The sequence below is a fragment of the Xanthomonas sp. LF07-6 genome (assembly GCF_034105445.1).
Lineage (GTDB): Bacteria > Pseudomonadota > Gammaproteobacteria > Xanthomonadales > Xanthomonadaceae > Xanthomonas_A > Xanthomonas_A sontii.
Window position 1 is genome coordinate 485015 of sequence record NZ_JAXGGI010000001.1, and the last position, 22202, is coordinate 507216.

Below are 22202 nucleotides of genomic sequence, written 5' to 3' on the forward strand. Positions count from 1 at the left end.
GCCCGCCCGCGAAGGCCGCACACGGCGGATGCCCCGCCGCGCGCGCCAGGCTAAGGTGGCGGGATGGACACCCTGCGCTACCTCGTCGGCTACCCACCCCAGGTCCTGGACCAGGTGCGCGAACTGATCGCGCGCCAGCGCCTGGGCGACTGGCTGCGCCGCCGCTACCCCGAGGCCAACGCGGTGCGCACCGATCGCCAGTTGTACGACTACACGCAGGCGCTGAAGGACCGTTGCATGCGCAGCGCCGAGCCGCTGCACAAGGTGATCTACGACAACCGCCTGCAGGCGGTGAAGCACGCACTCGGCACCCACACCACGGTGTCGCGGGTGCAGGGCGGCAAGCTCAAGGCCAGCCGCGAGATCCGCATCGCCGGCGTGTTCCGCGATGCGCCGGCGGCGTTCCTGCCGATGATCGTCGCCCACGAACTGGCGCACCTGAAGGAAAGCGCGCACAACAAGGCCTTCTACCAGCTGTGCGCGCACATGACGCCGGACTACCACCAGTTGGAATTCGACCTGCGCCTGTACCTGACCCAGTTGGAACTGGCCGAGCACTGAGGCGCAGCTGCGTGGCAGCGTCCCCGCGACGCCCGTACACTGCGCCCCCGACCGATCGCGTACTGCCGATGCCCAGCCCCGTCCGTCTCGACAAGCATCTCGCCGCCCTGCTGCCGTGTTCGCGCGGCGAGGCGCAGCAGTACATCGAGGGCGGCTGGGTCAGCGTGGACGGGGTGGTGGTCGAGGAACCGCAGACGCCGATCACCACCCAGCAGGTGACGCTGGCGCCCGACGCGCAACTCGGCCCGGCGCAGGCGGTCACGCTGCTGCTGCACAAACCGGCCGGGATGCGCGCCGAGGATGCGATGGCATTGGCGACGCCCGGCAACCGCAGCGCGCTGGATGCCAGCGACATGCGTGTGCTCAAGCGCCATTTCCTGCGCCTGAGTCTGCCGCTGCCATTGGAGACCGAGGCCAGCGGATTGCTGGTGCTGAGCCAGGACCGCCGCGTACTGCGGCGGCTGAGCGAGGATGCGGCCACGCTGGAGCAGGAGTTCGTGGTGGAGGTGAGCGGCACGTTGCAGCCCTACGGCCTGCATCGGCTCGCGCACGGCCTGCGCCATGGCCAGCGCACGCTGCCGCCGTGCAAGGTCAGCTGGCAGAGCGAACAGCGCCTGCGCTTCGCGATCAAGCACGTGCAGCCGGGCCAGTTGCACGACATGTGCGCGCAGGTCGGGCTGGAAGTGACCGGCCTGCGCCGCCTGCGCATCGGCCGCATTCCGCTGGGCAAGCTGGCACCGGGCGAGTGGCGCTATCTGCCGGAGGGTGAGCGGTTCTGAGGGGCGGTGGGCGCTGTGGCGATGATCATTGTTTCCGGCGGTCGTACCCTCACCCCAACCCCTCTCCCGGGGGGAGAGGGGCTAGGAGCGCGCGTGGCTCAGGGCTTTGCCAGCGCGCGCTGGATGGCCCGCTCGGCCAGCGGCGCCATCACCGCATAGCCGGCGTTGTTGGGGTGCACGCCGTCGATGGCCACGGTCTTGTCCATGCCGCCGTCGCGGTTGCTCAGCTTGCTGTAGTAGTCCAGGTACACCGCGTCGTGCTGCTGCGCGTACTGCTGCATCCACGCGTTGAGCGCACGCACCTTCTGCGCCGGCTGCAGGCCCGGCCGCCACGGATAGTCGGTCACCGGCAACACCGAAGCCAGCACCACCTTGATGTGATGCGCCTGCGCAAGCTCGGTCATCGCGCTGAGGTTGTCCTCGATCATCTCCAGCGTGGACAGCCCGGTGTTGCCGGCCAGATCGTTGGTGCCGGCCAGGATCACCACCACCGCCGGCTTCAGGTCGATCACGTCCTGGCGGAAGCGCACCAGCATCTGCGCGGTGGTCTGCCCGGAAATGCCGCGATTGACGTAAGCGGACTTGCCGGGGAAGAACGTGGTGCCTTCGCGACGGCCCCAGGCGTCGGTGATGGAGTCGCCGTAGAACACCACGCGCGGCGCGTCCGCGGCCGGCGCCTGCAGCGCGGCATTGTCGGCGCGATAGCGCTGCAGTTGCGCCCAGTCCAGCAGGCGCTGCTGCATCGCCTTCACTTCGTCGGGCTTGAGCGTGTCCGGCGCACGCGTGTACAGCGCATCGACCTTGCCCTCCAGCGCCGCGGTGGACGTGGGCGTTGCCGCCTGCACGGCGCCTGCGGCCGTGGCGCACAGCGCGATGGCGAGGGACAACAGCGAGGGGCATTTCATCGAGGCATTCCTTGTGCGGACAACGGTGATCGCACAGTGTAACCAACCGCTCGCACCGCCCATGCGGCGTCGCCGCAGCGCACTGCGGACACGCCGGACTGCACCGCAATTCAGCCCGCGCTCACGCGGCGAATCCGGCACACGGGATCGATGGCGCATATCGCCACGCGCCACGCGGACGCAATCTGCCGCGCCGTGTCGATGCGCGACAACACGCGGCCGCGACGGCCATCGCAGCCTGCGACGACATGCGTCACGCGCGTGCCGGCACGATGACAACGCGATGCCGCCACCATCGTTTTTCGCTATCGCAGCAACCTTTTGCAAAAGCCCTAACTTTTTCGTAAGTACATGACACGCAAGGATTTTCACTTCTAGGATGGCCGCGGACGTGACGGGGGGATCCTCACTCCCAAGCCCGAAGGACATCCATGAAAACGCGTGATGCACACCAGAACCACTCCCGCCTGCGGCTGGCGTTGATTCCCGGCTTGATGTTCAGCGCAATGGCGATGGCGCAGTCCGCAGGCACCGCAGCGGCGACGACCAACACCAGCGCCGCCAGCGCACAATGGCGCAGCACGTTCTCCGGCGGCACGCCGTTCGCCACGCACAGCCTCTGGGACAGCGCCGGCGGCGGCTTCCTCAACACCCGCTTCGCGCCCGGCGAATGGCAGATCACTCCGTTCAACGCCGCGCGCCTGAAGACCGCGTGGACCTTCACCACCCAGGGCGACGTCTCGGCCACGCCGACCGTGCAGGGCACGGCGCTGTACGTGCCGGACTGGGGCGGCCAGCTGTATCGCATCGACACCGACCTGGGCAAGGCGGTGTGGCAGGTGAAGCTGGCCGACTACACCGGCATCGCCGGTTCGCTGTCGCGCAACAGCCCGGCGATCGCGCGCGACAGCGTGCTGGTCGGCGACCAGGCCAGCGGCACGGTGCTGGCGATCGACAAGGCCACCGGCAAGCTGCTGTGGAAGACCCTGGTCGAATCCAACCCGCAGGCGCGCATCACCGCCTCGCCGGTGATCTACGGCGACCGCGTCTACGTCGGCGTGTCCTCCGGCGACTGGGGCGGCCTGAGCGCCGGCTACAAGTATTCCTTCCGCGGCAGCGTCGCCGCGCTGGACCTGAAGACCGGCAAGTTGCTGTGGAGCTTCCGCACCACGCCGGAGGGCTACACCGGTGCCTCGGTGTGGGGCACGCTGGCGATCGATCCGCTGCGCCAGCGCGTCTACGCCACCACCGGCAACAACTACTCGGTGCCGACCGAGGTGGCCAGCTGCGTCAAGAACGCCAACGGCGACAAGACCGCGCAACTGGCGTGCATGGCGCCGGACAACTACGTCGACTCGGTGCTGGCGCTGGACATGCGCAGCGGCAAGCCGGTGTGGACGCGCCGCCTGCAGGGCGCCGACGCCTGGTCGCTGTCGTGCCTGGTCGCGCCCACAAATGGCCTGTGCCAGGACCCGCAGGGGCCGGACTACGACTTCAGCGGCGGCGGCGCCAACCTGTTCACGGCGTTCCGCAACGGCAAGCCGCAGGCGCTGGTCGGTGCCGGCCAGAAGAGCGGCGTGTACTGGGCCTTCGACGCCGACACCGGGCAGACCGTGTGGTCGACCCAGGTCGGCCCGGGCGGCACCGCCGGCGGCATCGAGTGGGGCTCGTCGGTGGATCCGTTCTCCGGTCGCGTGTACGTGGCCATCAACAACAACGAGCACACCGCGTACACGCTGGCGCCGGGCAACACCGAGACCTGGAACGCAGGCTCCTGGGCCGCGCTGGATGCGGCCAGCGGCAAGATCCTCTGGCAGGTCAAGGTGCCGGGTACCGATCCGGTGCAGACCGCGTTCGGCGCCGGCGGCCGCGGCCCGCTGGCGTCGTCGCCGGGCCTGGTCTATGCCGGCTCGATGTCCGGCGCGATGACCGTGCTCGATGCCAAGACCGGCGCCACGCTGTGGAGCTTCGATGCCGGCGGCTCGGTGTCCAGCGCACCGGCGATCGTCGATGGTGCGGTGTACTGGGGTGCGGGCTACAGCCGCTTCAACTTCGGCACCGGGGTCAACAAGCTGTACAAGTTCGTGCCGTCGAACCGGCGCCGCTGAGCGCAGCTCGGGACCGCCTCTTCGGTTGTAGTGCCTCTCCTGCGAATGCCTCTCCTGCGCAAGCGGGAGAGGCTGTTGCACGACGATCGAGCGCATCGCATCGCGAAGCGCAAGGCGCCAGGTGAGATCACGTGGCGCACGTACGCTTGGACAGCGCGCGCTGCGACGAGAGCTGACACGAGGCAACGCCAGGCCCATGAAGATCCGGGGGCTCCGCTTCCCGCGAAGCCCGCCGACGATCAGCTGCCCGCTCAGTTGAACGTGTAGTCCAGGGTCAGGAACATTTCCCGGCCGTTGTACTCGCTCGCGGTCTGCCCGGTGGTGACGAACTCGAAGCCGCCGGCGTAATACGGAATCGCACCGACCTTGTCGAAGATGTTCGACACGGTGAGCTTCGCATGCAGGTCCGGCGTGACCTGCAGGCCGACCGAGCCGTTCCAGGTGATCCAGGCCGGCGCGTGGCCCCGGTAGGTCGTATCCGGCACGGTGACCTGGTTGCCGTCCTGGGTGACCTGGCAGACGCCGGTGGAGATCGTGTTGCCGCCATTGGACACCGTGACCATGCCGGGCTGGATGCCGTTGGGCAGCACGTCGCAGCCGGCGTAGTTGGGGGCGCGCATGCGGCCGTTGCGCACGCCGGAGATCGACACATTCCAGCGGCCCTTGGTCCAGTCGGCGATCCAGGTCATGCGGCTGGCCACGTTCTGATAGCGGGTGTTCTGCAACGGATCCGACGCCAGCACGCGCTGCTTGTACGACAGGTTGTTGGTGTAGTTGATGCCGGCGCGGAAGTCGCCGTAGCCGTCGGTGTGGAACTTGTAGTCCAGCGTCGCATCGACGCCGGCCACGTACAGCGAGGCTTCGTTGATCGGGCCCGATTGCACCGAGACGATCTGGCCGTTGGCGTCGCGCTTCACCATCTGGGTGACCATCTGGCAATACTCCGATCCGGCCACGTGCGCCGTGTACGGCGACAGGCCCGACGTCCCGTTCGGCTTCAGCCCGGTCAGGCAGCCGGCTTCGTCGGCCAGCACGGTGTCCTGGCCGAGGTACTGGATGGCGTTGTCCACGCCCATGTTCCAGTAGTCGGCCGACACCGACAGCCCCTGCACGCCCGGCACCTGCCAGACGAAGCCGTAGGTCCAGGAGTGGCCGGTCTGCGGCAGCAGCAGGCGGCTGCCGTTGGTGTAGAGCGTGTAGTACTGCGACCCGGGACGCTGCACGCTGTTGCACCAGGTGTTGTTGTTCTGCCCGGCCTTGATCGCGTTCACGCACTGCAGCGGGTCGGCGTAGAAGCCCACCGGCGAGGTCGAACCGGTCAGGTAGATGGCCTGCATGTCCGGCGCCTTGAAGTTGGTGCCGTAGCTGCCGCGCAGCAGCAGACCGTCGTACGGGCGCCATTCCAGGCCCGAGCCCCAGGTTCGGGCGATGTCGGCACGGCTGGCGTCGTTGTACTTGTCCAGGCGGCCGGACAGCGTCCAGGTCACCGACTCCAGCACCGGCACGCGGAACTCCGTGCCCAGCGAGAAACGCTGCCGGGTGCCGGCACCGGTGAGGTAGGCGCCGAACGGGTTCTGGAACGTGGACGGATCGGCCGCACGCGGGTCGGGCGACAGCTTGAAGCCGTTGTGTGCGGCTTCGAGCACCGCGGCCCAGCCCACCGACCGGTCGGCCCAGGGCAGCTTGAACAGGTCGCCGTTGACGCGCAGTTGCGCCTGGTCGAGCCAGGACGACGCGGTGTTCACGCCGGTCACCGCGAACTGGTCGTACTGCTGCGGGGTGATCGGGTTCCAGAACTGCTGCCAGTTGAAGGCGTAGATCGGCAGGCCGTCGGCGGTGGTGCCCTGCTGCTGGCCGAGGAAGAAGTTGTTGGTGGCCTGCGCGTTGTAGCCGGTGAACGCCTCGCGGACGATGTACTTCTGCGTGTTGAGGTTGAGGTCCCAGTTGAAACGGCCGTCGAACACGGTGCCGCGCAGGCCGGCCTGCAGGTTCCAGTTGCGCTCGCGATCGTAGGTGTTGGCGCTGACGCCGATCTCTTTCTGAGTCAGCTGGCGGATCACCTGGTTGACCGTCTGCCCGGTGGTCTGGTCGTAGAACGGGCCGGCGCTGAACACGTTGAGCTGCGTGTTGGAGATGCCCACGGTCTGGTACAGCGCGGCCGAGCCGTAGAACTGCAGACCGTTCTGGAAGTCGTACTCGCCCGCCAGATAGCCGCTGTTGCTGATGCTGCCCGGGGTCAGCACCCAGTTCTGGAACAGCGCCGGCTGCGCGCAGTAGAAGCCGTTGTCGGTGACGCCGGTGACCTGGGTGCCGTTGGTGGTCACCGAGTGCGACTGGGTCAGGCGCGAGTTGGTGAACTTGTCGCAGGTGCCGGCGGGCGGCGTGATGTAGCGGCCGTTGGCGTCAGTGGCCGACAGCGCGATCGCGCCGGCGGCATCGTACTGGTAGCCGAACATGCGCGAGGCCGGACCCCAGGCGCCGTAGCCCGCGTCGGCCACGGAATCCTGGTAGGGCCGGTCCATGCCCCACAGCGCGCTGCGGTTGGAGTGCTCCAGGTTGTAGGTCACGTGCCAGTTGTCGCCCGCGCGGCCACCGACGTAGTTGATGTCGCCGTATCGGCGGCCGCCACGCGTCGCGCCGCCCGCAGTGACCTGCAACTGGTTGCCCTGGTAGTTCTTCTTCAGGATCACGTTCACCACGCCGGCGACCGCGTCCGAGCCGTAGATCGACGACGCGCCGGAGGCCAGCACTTCGACGTGATCGATCATCCCGGTGGGGAGGTTGTTGAAGTTCTGGAAGTTGCTCTGCTTGTTGAGCGGCTGCGGGTAGTCGACCACGCGATGGCCGTCGATCATCAGCAGGCTGAACCCGGGGCCGAGCCCGCGCAGGTTCACCGAGCGCGCGTTGACCGAACTGGAGCCCCAGGAGGCCGGGTCGGACACCTGCTGGCCCACCTGCGGCAGCGAGTCGAGGAATTCCCACAGGGTGGTGTAGCCCTGCTTCTTGATCTCTTCGCCGGTGATGGTGACCACCGGCGCAGGGCCTTCGACCTCCACCCGCGGGATCAGCGATCCGGTGACCGTCACCGCCTTGAGTTCGACCGGCTTGTCGGCCTTGCCGGCGCCATTGGGCGGGGCCGCGTCATCGGGCGCGGATTGCGCCATGACAGAAGGCGCCCACAGCGCGAGCGCAATGGAACTGGCGATGAGTCCACGCCGGAAAGCGGTTCTGTTCACTGGTCTCCCCCCACAGGAGCAATCGATGTTGGAGATGTGCCGAGCCCGCCCGATTCCCCTGGCCTTGCGCGGGCCATCCGCAAGGCGGTGCATAAAAGAACGAAAAGTTCATATATGCGACGCCAGCGTTATAGGCCGAATTTGAATCGATGCAAGCTGCGTCGCAGCACGCCAGATGACGATTCAAGTGATTGAATCTACTGAAATTTGTCGGAAAGATTGCAGAAAGGTGGCAACCGGTCAGGACCGTGCTCGGCGGGAGCGTCCGCGCCTGGCTTCATGCGGTTCGGCGGGGCGGCCTGAGCCGCTGGTGCACGTGTGCGGGGGGACTGGCCGACGTCCGTGTCGACGTGTCGATCAGGCCGCTCCAGATAGCGCCACCCATCCTGCCCTTCCCACTCGATCGGGCACGGATCCGCATTGCAGCGCCCATGCAACGATGTCGCTGCGGCATGGCAGCGCCGTGCGCTTCTTTCGCGCCATCACACGCAATGTGAGCAGCTGTCTACGAAACCGGCCCTCCGAGCGTGACGCCTGACACGCAACCGCCCTGGCGTCGTCCGTAGCCTCGGCAGGCACCTCGAACTCGGGTGCAATGGCATCCGGTCCCCTGCCGGATGGTCTCGTCCCTCTTCGCAGAAGGAAGATCGATGAATCGCAAGCATGCGTTGTACCTGGCGTTGCTCGCCGGCATTGCCGGCATGTCCCCCGCCGCCATGGCTGCCACTCCCCCAGCAGCCGAAATGGATTCCGCCCCGGTCGAAGCCCGCCCGGATGCCGCCGCGCTCGGTGGCGCGGAACTGCGCAGCCTTCCCCCGGGCAGCGCGCACGCCCCCCGCCTGATCGAACTGGCCGCGCCCGACAGCAGCAAGGCCGCGGCGATGAAGCAGGCACGCGGGCAACAGGTCAAGCACGGCCAGCCGCTGCAGATCGGCTTTTCCCGCGACGTCGCCAAGCCCGACATCAACCTGCGTCGCCTGCGCTGGCAGACGCTGCCCAACGGCGCCCAGGTCACCAGTTTCGAAATCGCCTCGACCAATGCGCAGGCGCTGCGCGCAGCGCTGCAGCTCAGCGGCAGCGGCGCCCAGCCCGGCGATCCGCGCAAGGCGACGCTGCGCTTCGCCGGCGAGGATGGCCGTGTGTTCCAGCAGAGCGGCGCCGAGTTCGCCGGCAGCCAGCCCGGCTGGTCGGCGGTGATCGCCGGCGCTCGCATGGTGGTGGAAATCGAACTGCCGGCCGGCCAGTACCCGCAAGGCTTCGCGCTGAAGATCCCGCAGCTCTCGCACCTGGACATCAGCCCGGTGGCCAGCGACACGATGATGCGGCCGATGATCGGCGAGAGCGATTCGTGCGAGCGCGACATCGTCTGCCGCGCCAATCCGACCTCCGGCTTCACCTCGGCGGCCAAGTCGGTGGCGCGCATGACCTTCACCAGCGGCGGCAGCACCTACCTGTGCACCGGCACCCTGCTCAACAACAGCAATTCGCCGAAGAAAGCGATGTTCTGGAGCGCGGCGCACTGCATCAGCACCCAGACCGTGGCCAATACGCTGCAGACCTACTGGTTCTACGACGCCACCACCTGCGGCGGCTCCACGGTCAATTCCAACTACACCACGCTCGGCGGCGGCGCCTACCTGCGCTATACCAACACCACCCGCGACACCACGCTGCTCGAGCTCAAGAGCGCTCCGCCGAGCGGCGCGTTCTACGCGGGCTGGAGCAGTTCGGCGATCGGCTCGACCGGCACCGCGATCGAGGGCATCCACCACCCGGCCGGCGACGTCAAGAAGTACTCGCTGGGCAAGGTCACCGCGCTGTCCAGCTCCATCGACGGCAAATCGCCGCTGTACCGCGTGCAGTGGAGCACCGGCGTCACCGAAGGCGGCTCGTCCGGCTCCGGCCTGTTCACCGTCAACAGCAGCGGCGCCTACCAATTGCGCGGCGGCCTGTATGGCGGCACCTCATACTGCAGCGCACCGAGTGATCCCGACTACTACTCGCGCTTCGCCGACGTGTATTCGTCGATCCAGCAGTATCTGAGCCCGTAAGCCAAGGTCCGGGAGGGCCGTACTCCCGCACCTGCGCCTAGGACAGGCCGTCCCGATGACGGCCTGTCCGTTTCGCACGCCGAAGCCGCGCAGCGGCTACACTCAGGGCATTCCCCTGACGGCAGACATGCATTGGCCAAGCCCAACTACTCCTTCGAAAAGCGGCAGCGCGAGCTGGCCAAGAAGAAACAGCAGGAAGAAAAAGAAGCGCGCAAGCGCGAAGCGCGTGCCGCAGCGGCCAAGCCCGCCTCCGACGACGACGCTGCAACGCACGAAGCCGATACCGCCAGCGACGCCTAGGCCTTCAATGGCACGGCAGGCGCCTGCCAACCACCACAGGGCCTCGCTCTACGGACTTGTCGCGCGACGCACCTGCATCGACGCGACACCCGGCCTGGTGCTTAACTGACCTTCTTGGCCAGCATGGTGCCCAGCACGAACAGCACCAGGGCGATGGCGATGCCTGCCCAGAACAGGAACTTGGCGACGCCGATCGCCGCGCCCGCCACGCCGCTGAAGCCGAGCGCGCCGGCGATGAGTCCGATGATGGCGATGATGATGGCCCACTTGATCATGATGCGGTCTTCCCGAAAACGAGGACAGGCGCACGCCGTCATCGCGTGCGCTGGCGTCTGCAGATGGCCGACGCTGGTTCGGGAGACTAGACAGCGCGGCATGCGCATGCGGTGAAACGCAGATGCACGCGCCGTGCACGGCGCGGCCTCGCATCAGGCGGTGCCGGTCTGCGCAGGCGCCGACGCATCGGCCGGCAGGCTCGCCGGGAACCATTCCGCGCGGCGCAGCCAGCCGGCCAGGAACTCGGCGTCGGCCGGACGCTCCGCCACCAGGCGCTGGTAGTAGGCGATGCGCTGCTGCCGATACTGCGCGTACACCTGTGCCGTGTCCGCACTGGCAAGCGCCGCCAGGGTCGCCGGCCCCATCTCGCCATCGACCGCCAAGCCGGTCGCGCCCAGTTGCTGCAGGACGCGCTGCAGCAGCGAGATCGCGACATCGCCGGCATTGACGTAGAAATCGAACACGAGCTCGGCCAACGTCTGCGAGGCGATCTGATCGGCGCCGATCCTGTCCCAGTAGTCGTGCTGGTAGATCGTCGCGGCCTGCTGCACAGTCAATGCGCGCAGGTTCTGCAGCGTCGGCGCTTGGCCCAGCAGCGCTTGCGCGCAGCGCTGGAAGGTGGCCAGGGTGATGCCGTGGTTGGTGGCGCCGCCCGGATCGTTCGGATCATCGACGAAGCCGCCCTCGAACCGCAGCAGCTGTGGGAGATACAGGTCGAACGATGCCATGGCGACGTCCTCGCGATCGATGGGCGGTCAGCGTGGCACCCGTGGCGGCACCATGCAGTGACCGCGGGCACAACGGGCGCGCCGCCAGGCCGCGCACGCACTCATGGCGTGGCCGCCGCCGGCGACGCCGCTGCCCCCTCCGGAAAGCCGAGCGCCTGCTCGGCCGCTCGCGCGGTCAGCGCCATGTCCGCCCAGGCCGGATGCGGCGTGGTGGGCGGGATCTGGCTGCGCATCAGCCGCTGCGGATCGGTCTGGTCGGCGAAGGTCCCGCTCCAGGCCTGCGGCGTCTGCCATAGGGCGTGCTGCAGCACGACCTGCATGTTGGCGATGGAGTGGCGCGGCAGCAGATGCGGGAACCAGGCGCCGTTGACGTCGTAGGCAGTGCGGAACGCCTGCCCCACCGACGCATAGCCGAACATGGACGGCGGCAGCGACGGCGCGTAGTCCCAGTAGTTGTAGCAGCGCGTGCTGTCGGCCGCGGCGATATGCGCGGCATAGGCCTGTTCCCAGCTCGCGTCGCCGACCATCGGGCTGCAGAAGTTGATGTTGCGGCTGGGCAGCCCCGGCCGGCTCAGCGCCAGGTCCAGCGAGAACAACTGGCTCAGCGCGCCGCCCAGGCTGTGCCCGGTGACGTAGACCCGGGTCGGCGCGAAGTGCTCCAGCAGCGCGAACAACTGCGCGCGCATCGAGGCGCGCATGGCGCCGCCCCTGCCGTTGTAGATGCCGTAGAACCCGGCCGACACCTGCGGCACCGGCGTGACGGTACCGGCGCTGGGCACGAAGGCGGTGGTGGAGAAGTCCAGGTCCTCGTAGATGTCCAGGTCCGAATCGGTGCCGCGGAACGCGAACAGATAGGTCCCGGCGGTGGCGGTGGAACGGAACAGCAGACCGAACAGCTCCTCGCTGCCCCCCAGCGGGTCGCCATCCCAGCCGGACCAGCGGGCGACCAGACGGTAGTCGGACGGCGCCGAGACCGGCTTGCCTTCGTAGGCCGCGTAGGCGGCGATGCTGGCGGCGGCCATCGCCAGGGTCAGTTGCGGCGGCAACAGCGGTTGCGTCGCGGGAATCGCACTCATCGGCAAACGTCCTGTCGGAAAGCGGCGCGTGCCGCGGGCAGTCGGCACACGCCTTCCCTGCGGAACCGTGGTCCGTCCGCCACGCTGCATGCGTGGCGTGGTCGCTTAGTAGCACTGGGGATCGGCGCGATGCTTCGATACGCATCGCAGCGCGCTGCGCGTCGCCGCACTTGTCTACAGAGGTACGCGCGCACCGGCTCTGCACGTGGCCTGCACCCTCCCGTCACGGCCTGCGCGCGCGCCCGCAGGCACAGTGCGGGCGGGCACTGTCGCCCGTTCGGAGATCCGCATGGCCAGCCCGCAGGAACTGGAAGAGAAATTCTGGAAGGCATTGAAGTCCGACCGCACCGTGATGCTGGGCCTGGACGGCGTCGAGGACGGCCACGCCCGGCCGATGACCGCGCAGTTCGAGGGCGATCGCGGCGGCCCGATCTGGTTCTTCACCTCCAAGGACAACGCGCTGGTGCAGAAGCTGACGCAGAGCCAGCGGGTGATCGCGGCGTTCAGCGCCAAGAACCACGACCTGTTCGCCAGCATCAGCGGCACGCTCAGCGTCGATAACGACCAGGCGGTGATCGAGCGCCTGTGGAACGGCTTCATCGACGCCTGGTACGAACAGGGCAAGGACGATCCGAAGCTGGCGCTGCTGCGCCTGGACCCGGATCACGCGCAGATCTGGCTCAACGGTTCCAGCCTGATGGCCGGCATCAAGGTGCTGTTCGGCATCGACCCCAAGCGCGACTACCAGGACAAGGTCGCCGACGTGCCGCTGCGCTGAGGTAGACGCGCTCGCCACGCCGCCGTAGCGCCGGCTGCATGCGTGCAGCCGGTGCATCCGCTCGGCCGGCCGCCTCCTGCCCGCCGGGCGCATCGCGTCTGCATGAGGTCGAGAAAACGCGCCGCGCTTCATGCAAGCGGCGCATGGCGTCGACCGCGCCGAAGCAACGGGTCATTCGGCCTTCAGCAGTCCACGAATCGCATCGCGCAGCACGGCTTCGGTGGCTCGCAGGGCACGATCGACCTGGTCTTCGGCCACCGCCTCCGCCAGCCGCAACCACGCCTGCGCCCCCGCCGGGTCGGCGTGCCACACGGCCATCAATGCCCGGCAGCGCGGGCGCAACGCAGGAGCGATCCAGTCCGCCTCCGCCGTCAGTCCCGCATCCAGCATCTCCATCTCGGCGCTTCCTGCCATTGCACGCGAAAATGCGAATTCGCACCGCAGCAGCATGACCAGCGTCTCCCATTGCGCGGCAGCGTGCCCCGCCTCGGCGAGGCGCTGTTCCATCTGCGGTTGCAGTTCCGCCGCTTGCCGCCACTGACCACGCTGTTGCGCCGCCTTCAACGCAAACCAGCTGTGGCACAAGGCCAGGTCGCTGCGTGCGAGCACGTCCAGGCGGGACGGCGACAGCCTGTCGCGGTGACGCCCTGGCATGTCCACCCATTGAGTTCTGCAAGCACGTACGCCGGGGCATCCGCTTCGTGCCACTGCGCCACATTCGCCCATTGCAAGCCGTCGGTTGCTCCCGACCGTCCCTGCACCGGCAACAGATTGATCAGCGCGACCGCGAAGTTGAGGACGCCGATGCCAACGCAGAATGCGCCCAGATTGCTGTCGACCCCGGCGCATCGCGCGGCAAGCCATGCGATCGACGCCACCAGCAGATTGGCCGCCGGCCCGCCGACGATCGTCAATCGATACTGCCGGCGCAGCGACAGGGAGGGATCCGGCACGGGCAGCACGAAACCGATCGGATGGCCCGGACGCACGCGCCGCCAACGCATCCTCCAGCCACGGCGGCGCGCATGCAGTTGCAGCGGGCCGATATGGATCAGGTAGACGGTCATGCCCGCGGCACGCGCCGCCAGCACGTGGCCGCACTCGTGCAGCGCCACCGTCGCCATGCCCGCCAGCGGAAGACTGAGCAGGATCACCGGCAACTCGACCATGCCCGGTGCCCAGACGCCCTGGACCAGGGCGATAGCGCCGACCGCCATCGCCGAGATGCCGATCAGCAACAGCACGCCCTGCACGCCTGTCAGGAGCCGATTGAGCCAGGGCGATGGCATCCACGCGCCGCGTGTTGTCCCGGCCGAACTCATGACCGGCTCCGCGCGGCACCGAGCGGCCACCTGCCAAGCCGGAACTGCGCAGCGCATGCATGCGCAGGCGCCGCCAGCAGGGCGCCACCTTCATGGACGGCGATCGTCGCCAACGGCGCCAGCAAGCAGATCAGCCTCGGCGCCAGCGTGGACACGACAGGGATCCGCGCCTGCGTCGGCGCATGCTGTCTCGCGCTGTCGGCTGCGCCGACCTCCCGTCGCATCGCCCGGTAGCCGCGCATCACTTCGGCACCCGCCCGCTCTGCCGCACGTTTCGACCAATCACTGGCTGGACCACGCAACGGCGCCACCTAACGGCGATAGCGCACCGCCAGCTGCGCGGCCGCCGCAGCGCGATGCCGGCGCAGGGCCAGGCCGAGCGCACTCATGGTCGCCGCATCGGCGTCGCCCGACTGCTCCTCCAGGGCGCGTTGCACGCGCGGCGACAGCCCCCAGTCCGCGGAAATGGCCTTGGCGCAGTGCGCCGACCAGGCCTCCAGCATCTCGGTCATCGCCGCCGGCGTGGGCGCTGCCTCGGCGTGGCGTGCGTGGACATCGCGCAGCACCTGCACCACCGAGACCGCACCCAACCCGCACAACAGCGCCAGCAACTGCGCGGCGTTCGCATCCTCGCGGTCGGGCACTTGGGAGGCGGCGTGCGCCGACAGCAGGGTGTGTTCCCACAGCACCGCCGCACAGCGGCCGAAGACGCTGCCGTCGTCGACGATCACCGGTTGCAGCAGCGCCGCCAGCACGATCTGGCGCAGGCCCTCGGTGCCGAGCAGGGCCACCGCCCGCTCCAGGTTCTCGATCGGCTCGGGATGGCGGCGGTAGACGACGCTGTTGGCGATGCGCAGCAGGTTGCCGGCCAGCGCCGGGTCCTGGCCCAGGATCGTGGCGATGGAATGGGCGCCGGCGGTCGGGTCGTTGATCGCGCGGGTGAGCTGCGGCAGCAGGTGCGGGCGTCGCGGCGTGTAGCGCGGATGCGCGTCGATGCGCGCCAGCACCGCGGCGGCCTCGGCCATGACCGCCGGCGCAGGCGTGGCCGACGTGCTCACCGGCCGGCCGGCGAATGCCAGCTCGCACAGACGCGCCAGGATCGCGGCATCCGGCACCGGATCCAGATCGAGCAGGGCCGGGTCGGCGAAAGGGTCGAGGCCCGGGTCCACCGGGGCAACAGGCGCGGCTGGCGCGGTGGGTGCAGACACTGCCGGTGCCGCGGATACGTCGGCATCCTCGGCATGGGCGCGCGCCTGCGGCGCCTCGGTCGCATCGCCGAGGCCACGCCGCAGCCACCACCACAGTCCGCCCCCCAGCATCAGCGCACCCGCACTGATGGCAATCCACATGATCGGCACGATCGTCGTCATCCGCAAAACATCGCCAAGTCCCCGCGCCCGGCCACCGGTGCGCGCCCACGCGGCACGCCATGTCATTCAAGCACGCCGCGCGGGTTTCTGCGCAACGCCGACGTGATGCGGTGGCCGACCGCCGTGAGGCGGTCATGGACAACGCGCGATCGCGCCACTCAGCAGCAAGCAAGCGGCGTGCCGACACCGCGCTGCACCACTCCATCAGCCTGTGGCGCCGCTCCTCGCTGCCGCCTGCGGACGGCACGTGGCGGATCTGGTCGGGGCGATGGGGCTTGAACGCCGCCCTATGGGGGGCGACGGCCACCCGCACGCTCAGTGCGGCGCCGGTGCGGGCGCGGTGCGATGCCCGTAGCTGAGTACCCGCGTCAACTTCCAACCGTCCGGATCCTGGCGCCACACCATCACGAACTTGGCGATGCCCTCGCAGCGGCCGCTGGCCAGCTCGCAGAAGCGGTGCTCGCCTTCCTCGATCGCCCCGAAGTCCTTGATCGGATAGACCCGCAACGTACCGGGCAGCAACTCGCGGCGGACCTTGCCGCAGATCCATTTGCGCGTGTTGTCGACGACGCTCGCGCGGTCCCGGGTGACGCCGCCGGTGTCGTGGTAGAACTCCACGTCCGGCACGAACATCGACTCGAACACGGCCAAGTCGCAGCGGTTGTAGGCCTCGAACAGGCGCTCATCCAGCGCCGCGACGGTGTCGAACAGCGGTCCCGCCACCCCATCTCCGGCCGGTTCCGCCGCGCGGGTCGCCGCCGCGCACGCCACCAACACTGCCAACGCTCCCCAGACTTTCATCGGCACCCTCTGCGTGAATCGATGGGACACTATGAAACCGCCCGGGCCGCGGCCGCAAGATTGCCGCATGCGCTGGCGCGGCGCCGCAGAAGCGCATGCGGCAAGCCCCCTCGCCGACGCCGGCGCGCCGGCGTCGGCAGCCACGACCGTCGGCGCCTACATGTTGCGCCGATACTCGCCGCCCACCTCGTACAGCGCATGGCTGATCTGGCCCAGGCTGTGGGTCTTGACCGCCTCCATCAGCGCCGCGAACACGTTGCGGCGCTCGCGCGCGGTGCGCTGCAGCGCGCCCAGACCGGCGCCGTCGGCGGCCAGCGCCAGCGCGTTGCGGCGCTGCTGCCAGTCGCGCACGTTGCCGATCTGCTGATCCTTTTCCTGCTCGGTGGAGCGGATCAGCTCGATCTCGGTCGCGGTCTCGCCGGCATGCTCCTTGGGCAGGAAGGTGTTGACCCCGACCAGCGGCAGACTGCCGTCGTGCTTCTTGTGTTCGTAGTACAGGCTCTCTTCCTGGATCTTGCCGCGCTGGTACATGGTGTCCATCGCGCCGAGCACACCACCGCGCTCGCTGATCGCCTCGAACTCCTTGTACACCGCTTCCTCGACCAGATCGGTGAGCTGCTCTACGATGAAACTGCCCTGCCAGGGGTTCTCGCAGAAGTTCAGCCCCAGCTCCTTGTTGATGATCATCTGGATCGCCACCGCGCGGCGCACGCTTTCCTCGGTCGGCGTGGTGATCGCCTCGTCGTAGGCGTTGGTGTGCAGGCTGTTGCAGTTGTCGAACAGCGCGTACAGCGCCTGCAGCGTGGTGCGGATGTCGTTGAACTGGATCTCCTGCGCGTGCAGCGAACGGCCCGAGGTCTGGATGTGGTACTTCATCATCTGGCTGCGCTCGTTGCCGCCGTAGCGCTCGCGCATCGCCCGCGCCCAGATCCGCCGCGCCACGCGGCCGATCACCGTGTACTCCGGGTCCATGCCGTTGCTGAAGAAGAAGCTCAGGTTCGGCGCGAAATCGTCGATGTGCATGCCGCGCGCCAGGTAGTACTCGACGATGGTGAAACCGTTGCTGAGGGTGAAGGCGAGCTGGCTGATCGGGTTCGCGCCGGCCTCGGCGATGTGATAGCCGGAGATCGACACCGAGTAGAAGTTGCGCACCTTCTGCTCGACGAAATACTGCTGGATGTCGCCCATCATGCGCAGCGCGAACTCGGTGCTGAAGATGCAGGTGTTCTGCGCCTGGTCTTCCTTAAGAATGTCGGCCTGCACCGTGCCGCGCACGCTGGACAGGGTCTGCGCCTTGATCTGCGCGTAGGTCTCCGCGTCCAGCAACTGGTCGCCGCTGACCCCGAGCAGGGCCAGGCCGAGGCCGTCGTTGCCCGGCGGCAACGCGCCGTGATAGCGCGGGCGTTCGCGGCCTTCGAACAAGCGGGCCAGCGTCTGCTCGGCCTGGGTCCAGCGCTGCGCATCGGCCTTGAGATGTTTCTCCACCTGCTGGTCGATGGCGGTGTTCATGAACATCGCCAGGATCATCGGCGCCGGACCGTTGATGGTCATCGACACGCTGGTGGTCGGTGCGCACAGGTCGAAGCCGGAGTACAGCTTCTTCATGTCGTCCAGGGTCGGGATGTTGACTCCGGAGTTGCCGATCTTGCCGTAGATGTCCGGGCGCGGCGCCGGGTCCTCGCCGTACAGGGTGACGCTGTCGAAGGCCGTGGACAGGCGTGCGGCCGGCTGGCCGACGCTCAGGTAGTGGAAGCGCCGGTTGGTGCGCTCGGGCGTGCCCTCGCCGGCGAACATGCGGATCGGATCCTCGCCGGTGCGCCGGTACGGATACACGCCGCCGGTGTACGGATAGCTGCCGGGCAGGTTCTCCTTGCCGAGGAAGGTCAGCAGTTCGCCCCAGCTCTTGTAGCGCGGCGCGGCGATCTTCGGAATGGACTGGTGGCTCAGCGACTCCCGGTAGTTCTCCACCCGGATCGGCTTGCCGCGCACTGCATACTCGGTGACCGGGTCGGTGATCGACTTCAGCCGCTGCGGCCACTCGCGCAGCAGCTTCAGCGACTCGCTGGACAGCGACTGCAGCGCATCGTTGTAGCGCTGGCGCAGGAGCAGCAGGCTGGCGTCGACGGCATCAGCGGACGCATCGGCGGATGCACGCGACGCCGGCAGCAGATCCTGCGCCGCATACAGTTCCAGTTGCGCCGGCAACTGCGGATCCTGCAGTTCGTGCAGCGATTGCCAGAACGCCTGGGCACGGTCGGCGGCCTCGGCCTGGCGCAGCACGCCGGCATTGAGGGCGCGCCCCTGCTCGGCGATCTCGGCCAGGTAGCGCACGCGCGCGCCGGGGATCAGCACGGTGGCGCGCGGCTCCTTCAGCGTGGTGTCGAGCTGCGGGCGGAAATCGCAGTGCGCCGGCGGGCCAGCGGCGGCATCGGCCTGCGCCGTCAGCTTGTCGCGCAGCAGGCGGCACAGATTGACGAACATCCAGCTCACGCCCGGGTCGTTGAACTGGCTGGCGATGGTCGGATACACCGGCACCGCCTCGTCCTCCAACTGGAACGCCGCGCGGTTGCGCCGCCACTGCTTGCGCACGTCGCGCAGCGCGTCCTCGGCGCCGCGCCGGTCGTACTTGTTCAGCACCACCAGTTCGGCGAAGTCGAGCATGTCGATCTTCTCCAGCTGGCTCGGCGCACCGTAGTCGCTGGTCATCACGTACACCGGGAAATCCACCAGGTCGACGATCTCCGAATCGCTCTGGCCGATGCCGGCGGTCTCCACGATCACTAGGTCGTAGCCGACCGCCTTCAACAACGCGATGCAGTCCTTCAGCACCCGGTTGGTGGCGGCGTGCTGGCGCCGCGTGGCCATCGAACGCATGTACACGCGCGGGCTGCGCAGCGCGTTCATGCGGATGCGGTCGCCGAGCAGCGCGCCGCCGGTGCGGCGCCGGCTCGGGTCGACCGAGACCACCGCGATGCGCATCTGCGGGAAGCTGGCCAGGAAGCGGTTGAGCAGTTCGTCGGTGACCGAGGACTTGCCGGCACCGCCGGTGCCGGTGAGGCCGAGCACGGGCGCGGCGCGCCGACTGCGCGACTCCGCCGCGGACGCCGTGCCGGACTGCCACTGCTTGCGCAACAGCGCCAGTTCCGCCTCCGAGAACGCGCCGTCCTCGATCGCCGACAGCATCCGGCCGATGCCGATCTCGTCGTCGATGTCCGGCAGCGGGGAGCCGGCCGGCGTCGCGCCACGCGCCTCCGCCGCGGTCTCGCGCCCTTGCCCGGCACGCGCCACCACGTCCTCGATCATCTCCACCAGGCCCATCTTCATGCCGTCGTTGGGGTGGTAGATGCGCTCCACGCCATAGGCCTGCAGTTCGGCGATCTCCTCGGGCGTGATGGTGCCGCCACCGCCACCGAACACGCGTACATGGCCGGCGCCGCGCTCGCGCAGCATGTCGACCATGTACTTGAAGTACTCCACGTGCCCGCCCTGGTAGGACGACAGCGCGATCGCGTCGGCATCCTCGTGCAGCGCCGCGCGCACCACATCCTCGACGCTGCGGTTGTGGCCGAGATGGATCACCTCGGCGCCCTGCGCCTGGATCAGGCGGCGCATGATGTTGATCGCCGCATCGTGGCCGTCGAACAGGCTGGCGGCGGTGACGAAACGCAGGGGACTGGCGTCGGTCTGCAGCAACGGAACGCGGGACGCGGGAAGGCTCATCGTGCGGACATCGAAAAGAGAATGCCGCGATTCTAGGCGCGCAGCGCGACACGGGCAGGTTGCGCTGCAGCATGCAGACCTGCGTCCACTGGCGGCTAGCACGCCGCTGCACCTGGCTATCCGCTGCATGAATACGCCCTCGGAAACGCGTCAACAACCGTGCCGGTCGCGGCGTTTCCTCCCGCGTCGGCAGCCCGCCGATGCCTTCGGAGACATCGCATGTTCGCTCGTCCCTTGTTGCTGGCCACCCTGCTCGGCGGCGCGCTCGCCGGCGCCATGGCCGCCGCGCCCGCGCAGGCGCGCGAAGTGGTGGAACTGTCGGTCCGCACCGCTCCGCCGCCGCCTCGGGTGGAACGGGTGGTGGTGCGGCCCGGCTATGTCTGGATGCCCGGCTACTGGCAATGGAACGGACGCCACCACGTCTGGGTCGCCGGCCGCTACGTGGTGGAACGGCCGGGCTACGTCTATGTCGGTCCGCGCTGGGAGCACTACGGCCCCGCCTATCGCTTCCACGCCGGCTATTGGGTACGTCACTAATCCCAGCTCACCGAACCGGGCCCGCGATCGCCGTGCCGGCGGCGATCGCGGCCCACACCGCGGCGGCATGCGGGGCCGCGGCGGTACGGGCCCACCGCTGCCAATCACGGCTACCGACCGCTGCCGCCCCACGGCGCCGGCGCTCGTCCCGTGCCACTGCACCGGCTCGGCCACCGTCAGCACTCGACCGACCAGATCCGCCATCGCACCGCCCGCACCCGGGTGCCCAGCGCCATTGCCGCAGAAGCTCGCGTCCCGCCACCACGCAAGCCGCCCGGCGAACCGGCGCGCCACCTGCCCGACTGGCGTCGCACAGAGCCGCGAGATTCCCGCGCGTGGCCGCGGCGCCGTCGCACCGGCGGCCGGCAATTGCTTTAAAATGTCGGCATCGCGACGCTCAGGGCCTGTTCCGGAACCGTCGCGTTTTTGTTTTGCGCCACCCACCAGGCACGTTCCTGGACCATGGTGTCCGACACCTGCAACGCCAGCGGAGCCCCCATGCTTTTCGAAACGCTAGCCAATACCGGCCACGAACAGGTCGTCTTCTGCCACAACCGCGACGTGGGACTGCAGGCGATCATCGCCATCCACAACACCGTGCTCGGCCCGGCGCTGGGCGGCGTGCGCATGCGCCCCTACGCCAACACCGAGTCCGCCCTGCAGGACGCGCTGCGGCTCAGCCGCACCATGACCTACAAGAACGCGCTGGCCGGGCTCAACATCGGCGGCGGCAAGGCGGTGATCATCGGCGACCCGAAGAGCGACAAGTCCGAAGCGCTGTTTCGTGCCTTCGGCCGCTACGTCGATTCGCTGGGCGGCCGCTACATCACCGCCGAGGACGTCGGCACCGACGTCAACGACATGGAGCAGATCTACCTGGAGACCGAGTACGTCACCGGCGTGCACCAGGTGCACGGCGGCTCCGGCGACCCGGCCCCGTTCACCGCCTACGGCGCGCTGCAGGCGCTGATGGCGTCGCTGCAGCGCAAGTTCGGCCACGAGGAGATCGGCAAGACCAGCATCGCCGTGCAGGGCCTGGGCCACATCGGCATGGAGCTGGTGAAGCTGCTCAAGGAACGCGGCGCCAAGCTGTACGTGACCGACCTGGACCCGGCGCTGGTCGCGCGCGCGGTGGCCGAATACGGCGCCGAAGCGGTGGACCCGGACGACATCTACGACGTCGCCGCCGACGTGCTGGCGCCGTGCGCCATGGAGAGCGCGCTCGACGAGGCCAAGCTGCCGCGGCTCAAGGTCAAGATCGTCTGCGGCACCGCCAACAACCAGTTGGCCAATGCCGCGGTCGGCGAGGAACTGCACCGCCGCGGCATCCTCTACGCGCCCGACTACGCGGTCAACGCCGGCGGCGTCATGAACGTGTCGCTGGAGATCGACGGCTACAACCGCGAACGCGCGATGCGGCTGATCCGCAGCATGTACCACAACCTCGGCAAGATCTTCGACCTCTCCGAGCGCGAGAACATTCCGCCGCAACAGGCCGCCGACCGCATCGCCGAGGCGCGCATGCAGGCGATCGGCAAGCTCAAGCTGCCGCTGGGCCGTACCGCACCGCGCTCGATGGGCCACCTGCGCGGCGAGTGATGCCTCGCGCCGCCGCCTGCGCCGCAGGCGGGAGGCCGCAGATCGCAGGGCCGGG

At 68.6% G+C, this 22202-nt stretch carries 18 protein-coding genes; 8 read left to right on the plus strand and 10 right to left on the minus strand.

What is annotated here, in order from left to right; translation table 11 throughout:
* Window positions 1-63 precede the first annotated feature (63 nt).
* Together SLW56_RS01995 and SLW56_RS02000 are read left to right on the plus strand one after the other, a co-directional pair.
* Complete coding sequence (locus SLW56_RS01995; RefSeq protein ID WP_043092704.1) at window positions 64-561, plus strand: YgjP-like metallopeptidase domain-containing protein; 498 nt, start codon at window positions 64-66, stop codon at window positions 559-561.
* Window positions 562-629: 68 nt separating this feature from the next.
* Window positions 630-1340, plus strand: a complete 711-nt coding sequence (locus tag SLW56_RS02000) for an rRNA pseudouridine synthase (RefSeq protein WP_267085115.1) — start codon at window positions 630-632, stop codon at window positions 1338-1340.
* Window positions 1341-1438: 98 nt separating this feature from the next.
* Here SLW56_RS02000 and SLW56_RS02005 read toward each other — a convergent pair whose 3' ends face one another.
* Window positions 1439-2245, minus strand: a complete 807-nt coding sequence (locus SLW56_RS02005) for an SGNH/GDSL hydrolase family protein (RefSeq protein WP_320694281.1) — start codon at window positions 2243-2245, stop codon at window positions 1439-1441.
* A gap of 506 nt (window positions 2246-2751) precedes the next feature.
* Between SLW56_RS02005 and SLW56_RS02010 the strand changes: the two genes are divergently transcribed.
* Window positions 2752-4353, plus strand: coding sequence for a PQQ-binding-like beta-propeller repeat protein (locus SLW56_RS02010; RefSeq protein WP_267101220.1), 1602 nt, complete (start codon window positions 2752-2754; stop codon window positions 4351-4353).
* 251 nt (window positions 4354-4604) lie between these two features.
* Here SLW56_RS02010 and SLW56_RS02015 read toward each other — a convergent pair whose 3' ends face one another.
* Window positions 4605-7517, minus strand: a complete 2913-nt coding sequence (locus SLW56_RS02015; protein ID WP_320694282.1) for a TonB-dependent receptor — start codon at window positions 7515-7517, stop codon at window positions 4605-4607.
* A gap of 722 nt (window positions 7518-8239) precedes the next feature.
* On the opposite strand from SLW56_RS02015, the gene SLW56_RS02020 reads away from it, so the two are divergent.
* Together SLW56_RS02020 and SLW56_RS02025 are read left to right on the plus strand one after the other, a co-directional pair.
* Window positions 8240-9640 (plus strand): serine protease, encoded by a 1401-nt coding sequence (locus SLW56_RS02020; RefSeq protein ID WP_152238440.1) that lies wholly within the window; start codon window positions 8240-8242, stop codon window positions 9638-9640.
* 132 nt (window positions 9641-9772) lie between these two features.
* The gene (locus tag SLW56_RS02025) at window positions 9773-9940 is read left to right on the plus strand and encodes a hypothetical protein (RefSeq protein ID WP_017908223.1); all 168 of its coding nucleotides are present in this window, start codon (window positions 9773-9775) and stop codon (window positions 9938-9940) included.
* A gap of 101 nt (window positions 9941-10041) precedes the next feature.
* Here SLW56_RS02025 and SLW56_RS02030 read toward each other — a convergent pair whose 3' ends face one another.
* The 3 genes from SLW56_RS02030 to SLW56_RS02040 form a co-directional block, all read right to left on the minus strand.
* Window positions 10042-10215: a DUF1328 family protein gene (locus SLW56_RS02030; RefSeq protein WP_017908222.1), complete on the minus strand. Its 174-nt coding sequence runs from the start codon at window positions 10213-10215 to the stop codon at window positions 10042-10044.
* 153 nt (window positions 10216-10368) lie between these two features.
* Window positions 10369-10944 carry an N-acetylmuramidase gene (locus SLW56_RS02035; protein ID WP_152237957.1) on the minus strand — a complete coding sequence of 192 codons (576 nt, stop codon included), beginning with the start codon at window positions 10942-10944 and terminating at the stop codon, window positions 10369-10371.
* A gap of 101 nt (window positions 10945-11045) precedes the next feature.
* Window positions 11046-12020: a lipase family protein gene (locus SLW56_RS02040; RefSeq protein WP_152238439.1), complete on the minus strand. Its 975-nt coding sequence runs from the start codon at window positions 12018-12020 to the stop codon at window positions 11046-11048.
* Window positions 12021-12309: 289 nt separating this feature from the next.
* Here SLW56_RS02040 and SLW56_RS02045 point away from each other — a divergent pair, with 289 nt between their 5' ends.
* Window positions 12310-12798, plus strand: a complete 489-nt coding sequence (locus tag SLW56_RS02045; RefSeq protein ID WP_010342308.1) for a pyridoxamine 5'-phosphate oxidase family protein — start codon at window positions 12310-12312, stop codon at window positions 12796-12798.
* 171 nt (window positions 12799-12969) lie between these two features.
* Here the strand turns inward: SLW56_RS02045 and SLW56_RS02050 are convergent, their stop codons facing one another.
* The 5 genes from SLW56_RS02050 to SLW56_RS02070 all read right to left on the minus strand — a co-directional run bounded on the left by SLW56_RS02050 (window position 12970) and on the right by SLW56_RS02070 (window position 20011).
* Complete coding sequence (locus SLW56_RS02050; protein WP_267116740.1) at window positions 12970-13407, minus strand: hypothetical protein; 438 nt, start codon at window positions 13405-13407, stop codon at window positions 12970-12972.
* Window positions 13359-14120 (minus strand): M50 family metallopeptidase, encoded by a 762-nt coding sequence (locus tag SLW56_RS02055; RefSeq protein ID WP_320694283.1) that lies wholly within the window; start codon window positions 14118-14120, stop codon window positions 13359-13361. Before SLW56_RS02055 ends, SLW56_RS02050 begins: the two co-directional genes overlap by 49 nt.
* 311 nt (window positions 14121-14431) lie before the next feature.
* On the minus strand, window positions 14432-15469 hold the full coding sequence (locus SLW56_RS02060; RefSeq protein ID WP_267099097.1) for an HDOD domain-containing protein: 1038 nt from the start codon (window positions 15467-15469) through the stop codon (window positions 14432-14434).
* A 336-nt stretch (window positions 15470-15805) separates the two neighbouring features.
* The gene (locus SLW56_RS02065) at window positions 15806-16291 is read right to left on the minus strand and encodes a nuclear transport factor 2 family protein (RefSeq protein WP_267085120.1); all 486 of its coding nucleotides are present in this window, start codon (window positions 16289-16291) and stop codon (window positions 15806-15808) included.
* A gap of 156 nt (window positions 16292-16447) precedes the next feature.
* On the minus strand, window positions 16448-20011 hold the full coding sequence (locus tag SLW56_RS02070) for a methylmalonyl-CoA mutase family protein (RefSeq protein ID WP_320694284.1): 3564 nt from the start codon (window positions 20009-20011) through the stop codon (window positions 16448-16450).
* A gap of 219 nt (window positions 20012-20230) precedes the next feature.
* Here SLW56_RS02070 and SLW56_RS02075 point away from each other — a divergent pair, with 219 nt between their 5' ends.
* Complete coding sequence (locus SLW56_RS02075) at window positions 20231-20548, plus strand: hypothetical protein (RefSeq protein ID WP_267121180.1); 318 nt, start codon at window positions 20231-20233, stop codon at window positions 20546-20548.
* A gap of 498 nt (window positions 20549-21046) precedes the next feature.
* Window positions 21047-22147 (plus strand): Glu/Leu/Phe/Val dehydrogenase dimerization domain-containing protein, encoded by a 1101-nt coding sequence (locus tag SLW56_RS02080; protein ID WP_148828776.1) that lies wholly within the window; start codon window positions 21047-21049, stop codon window positions 22145-22147.
* The last annotated feature ends 55 nt before the right edge of the window (window positions 22148-22202 follow it).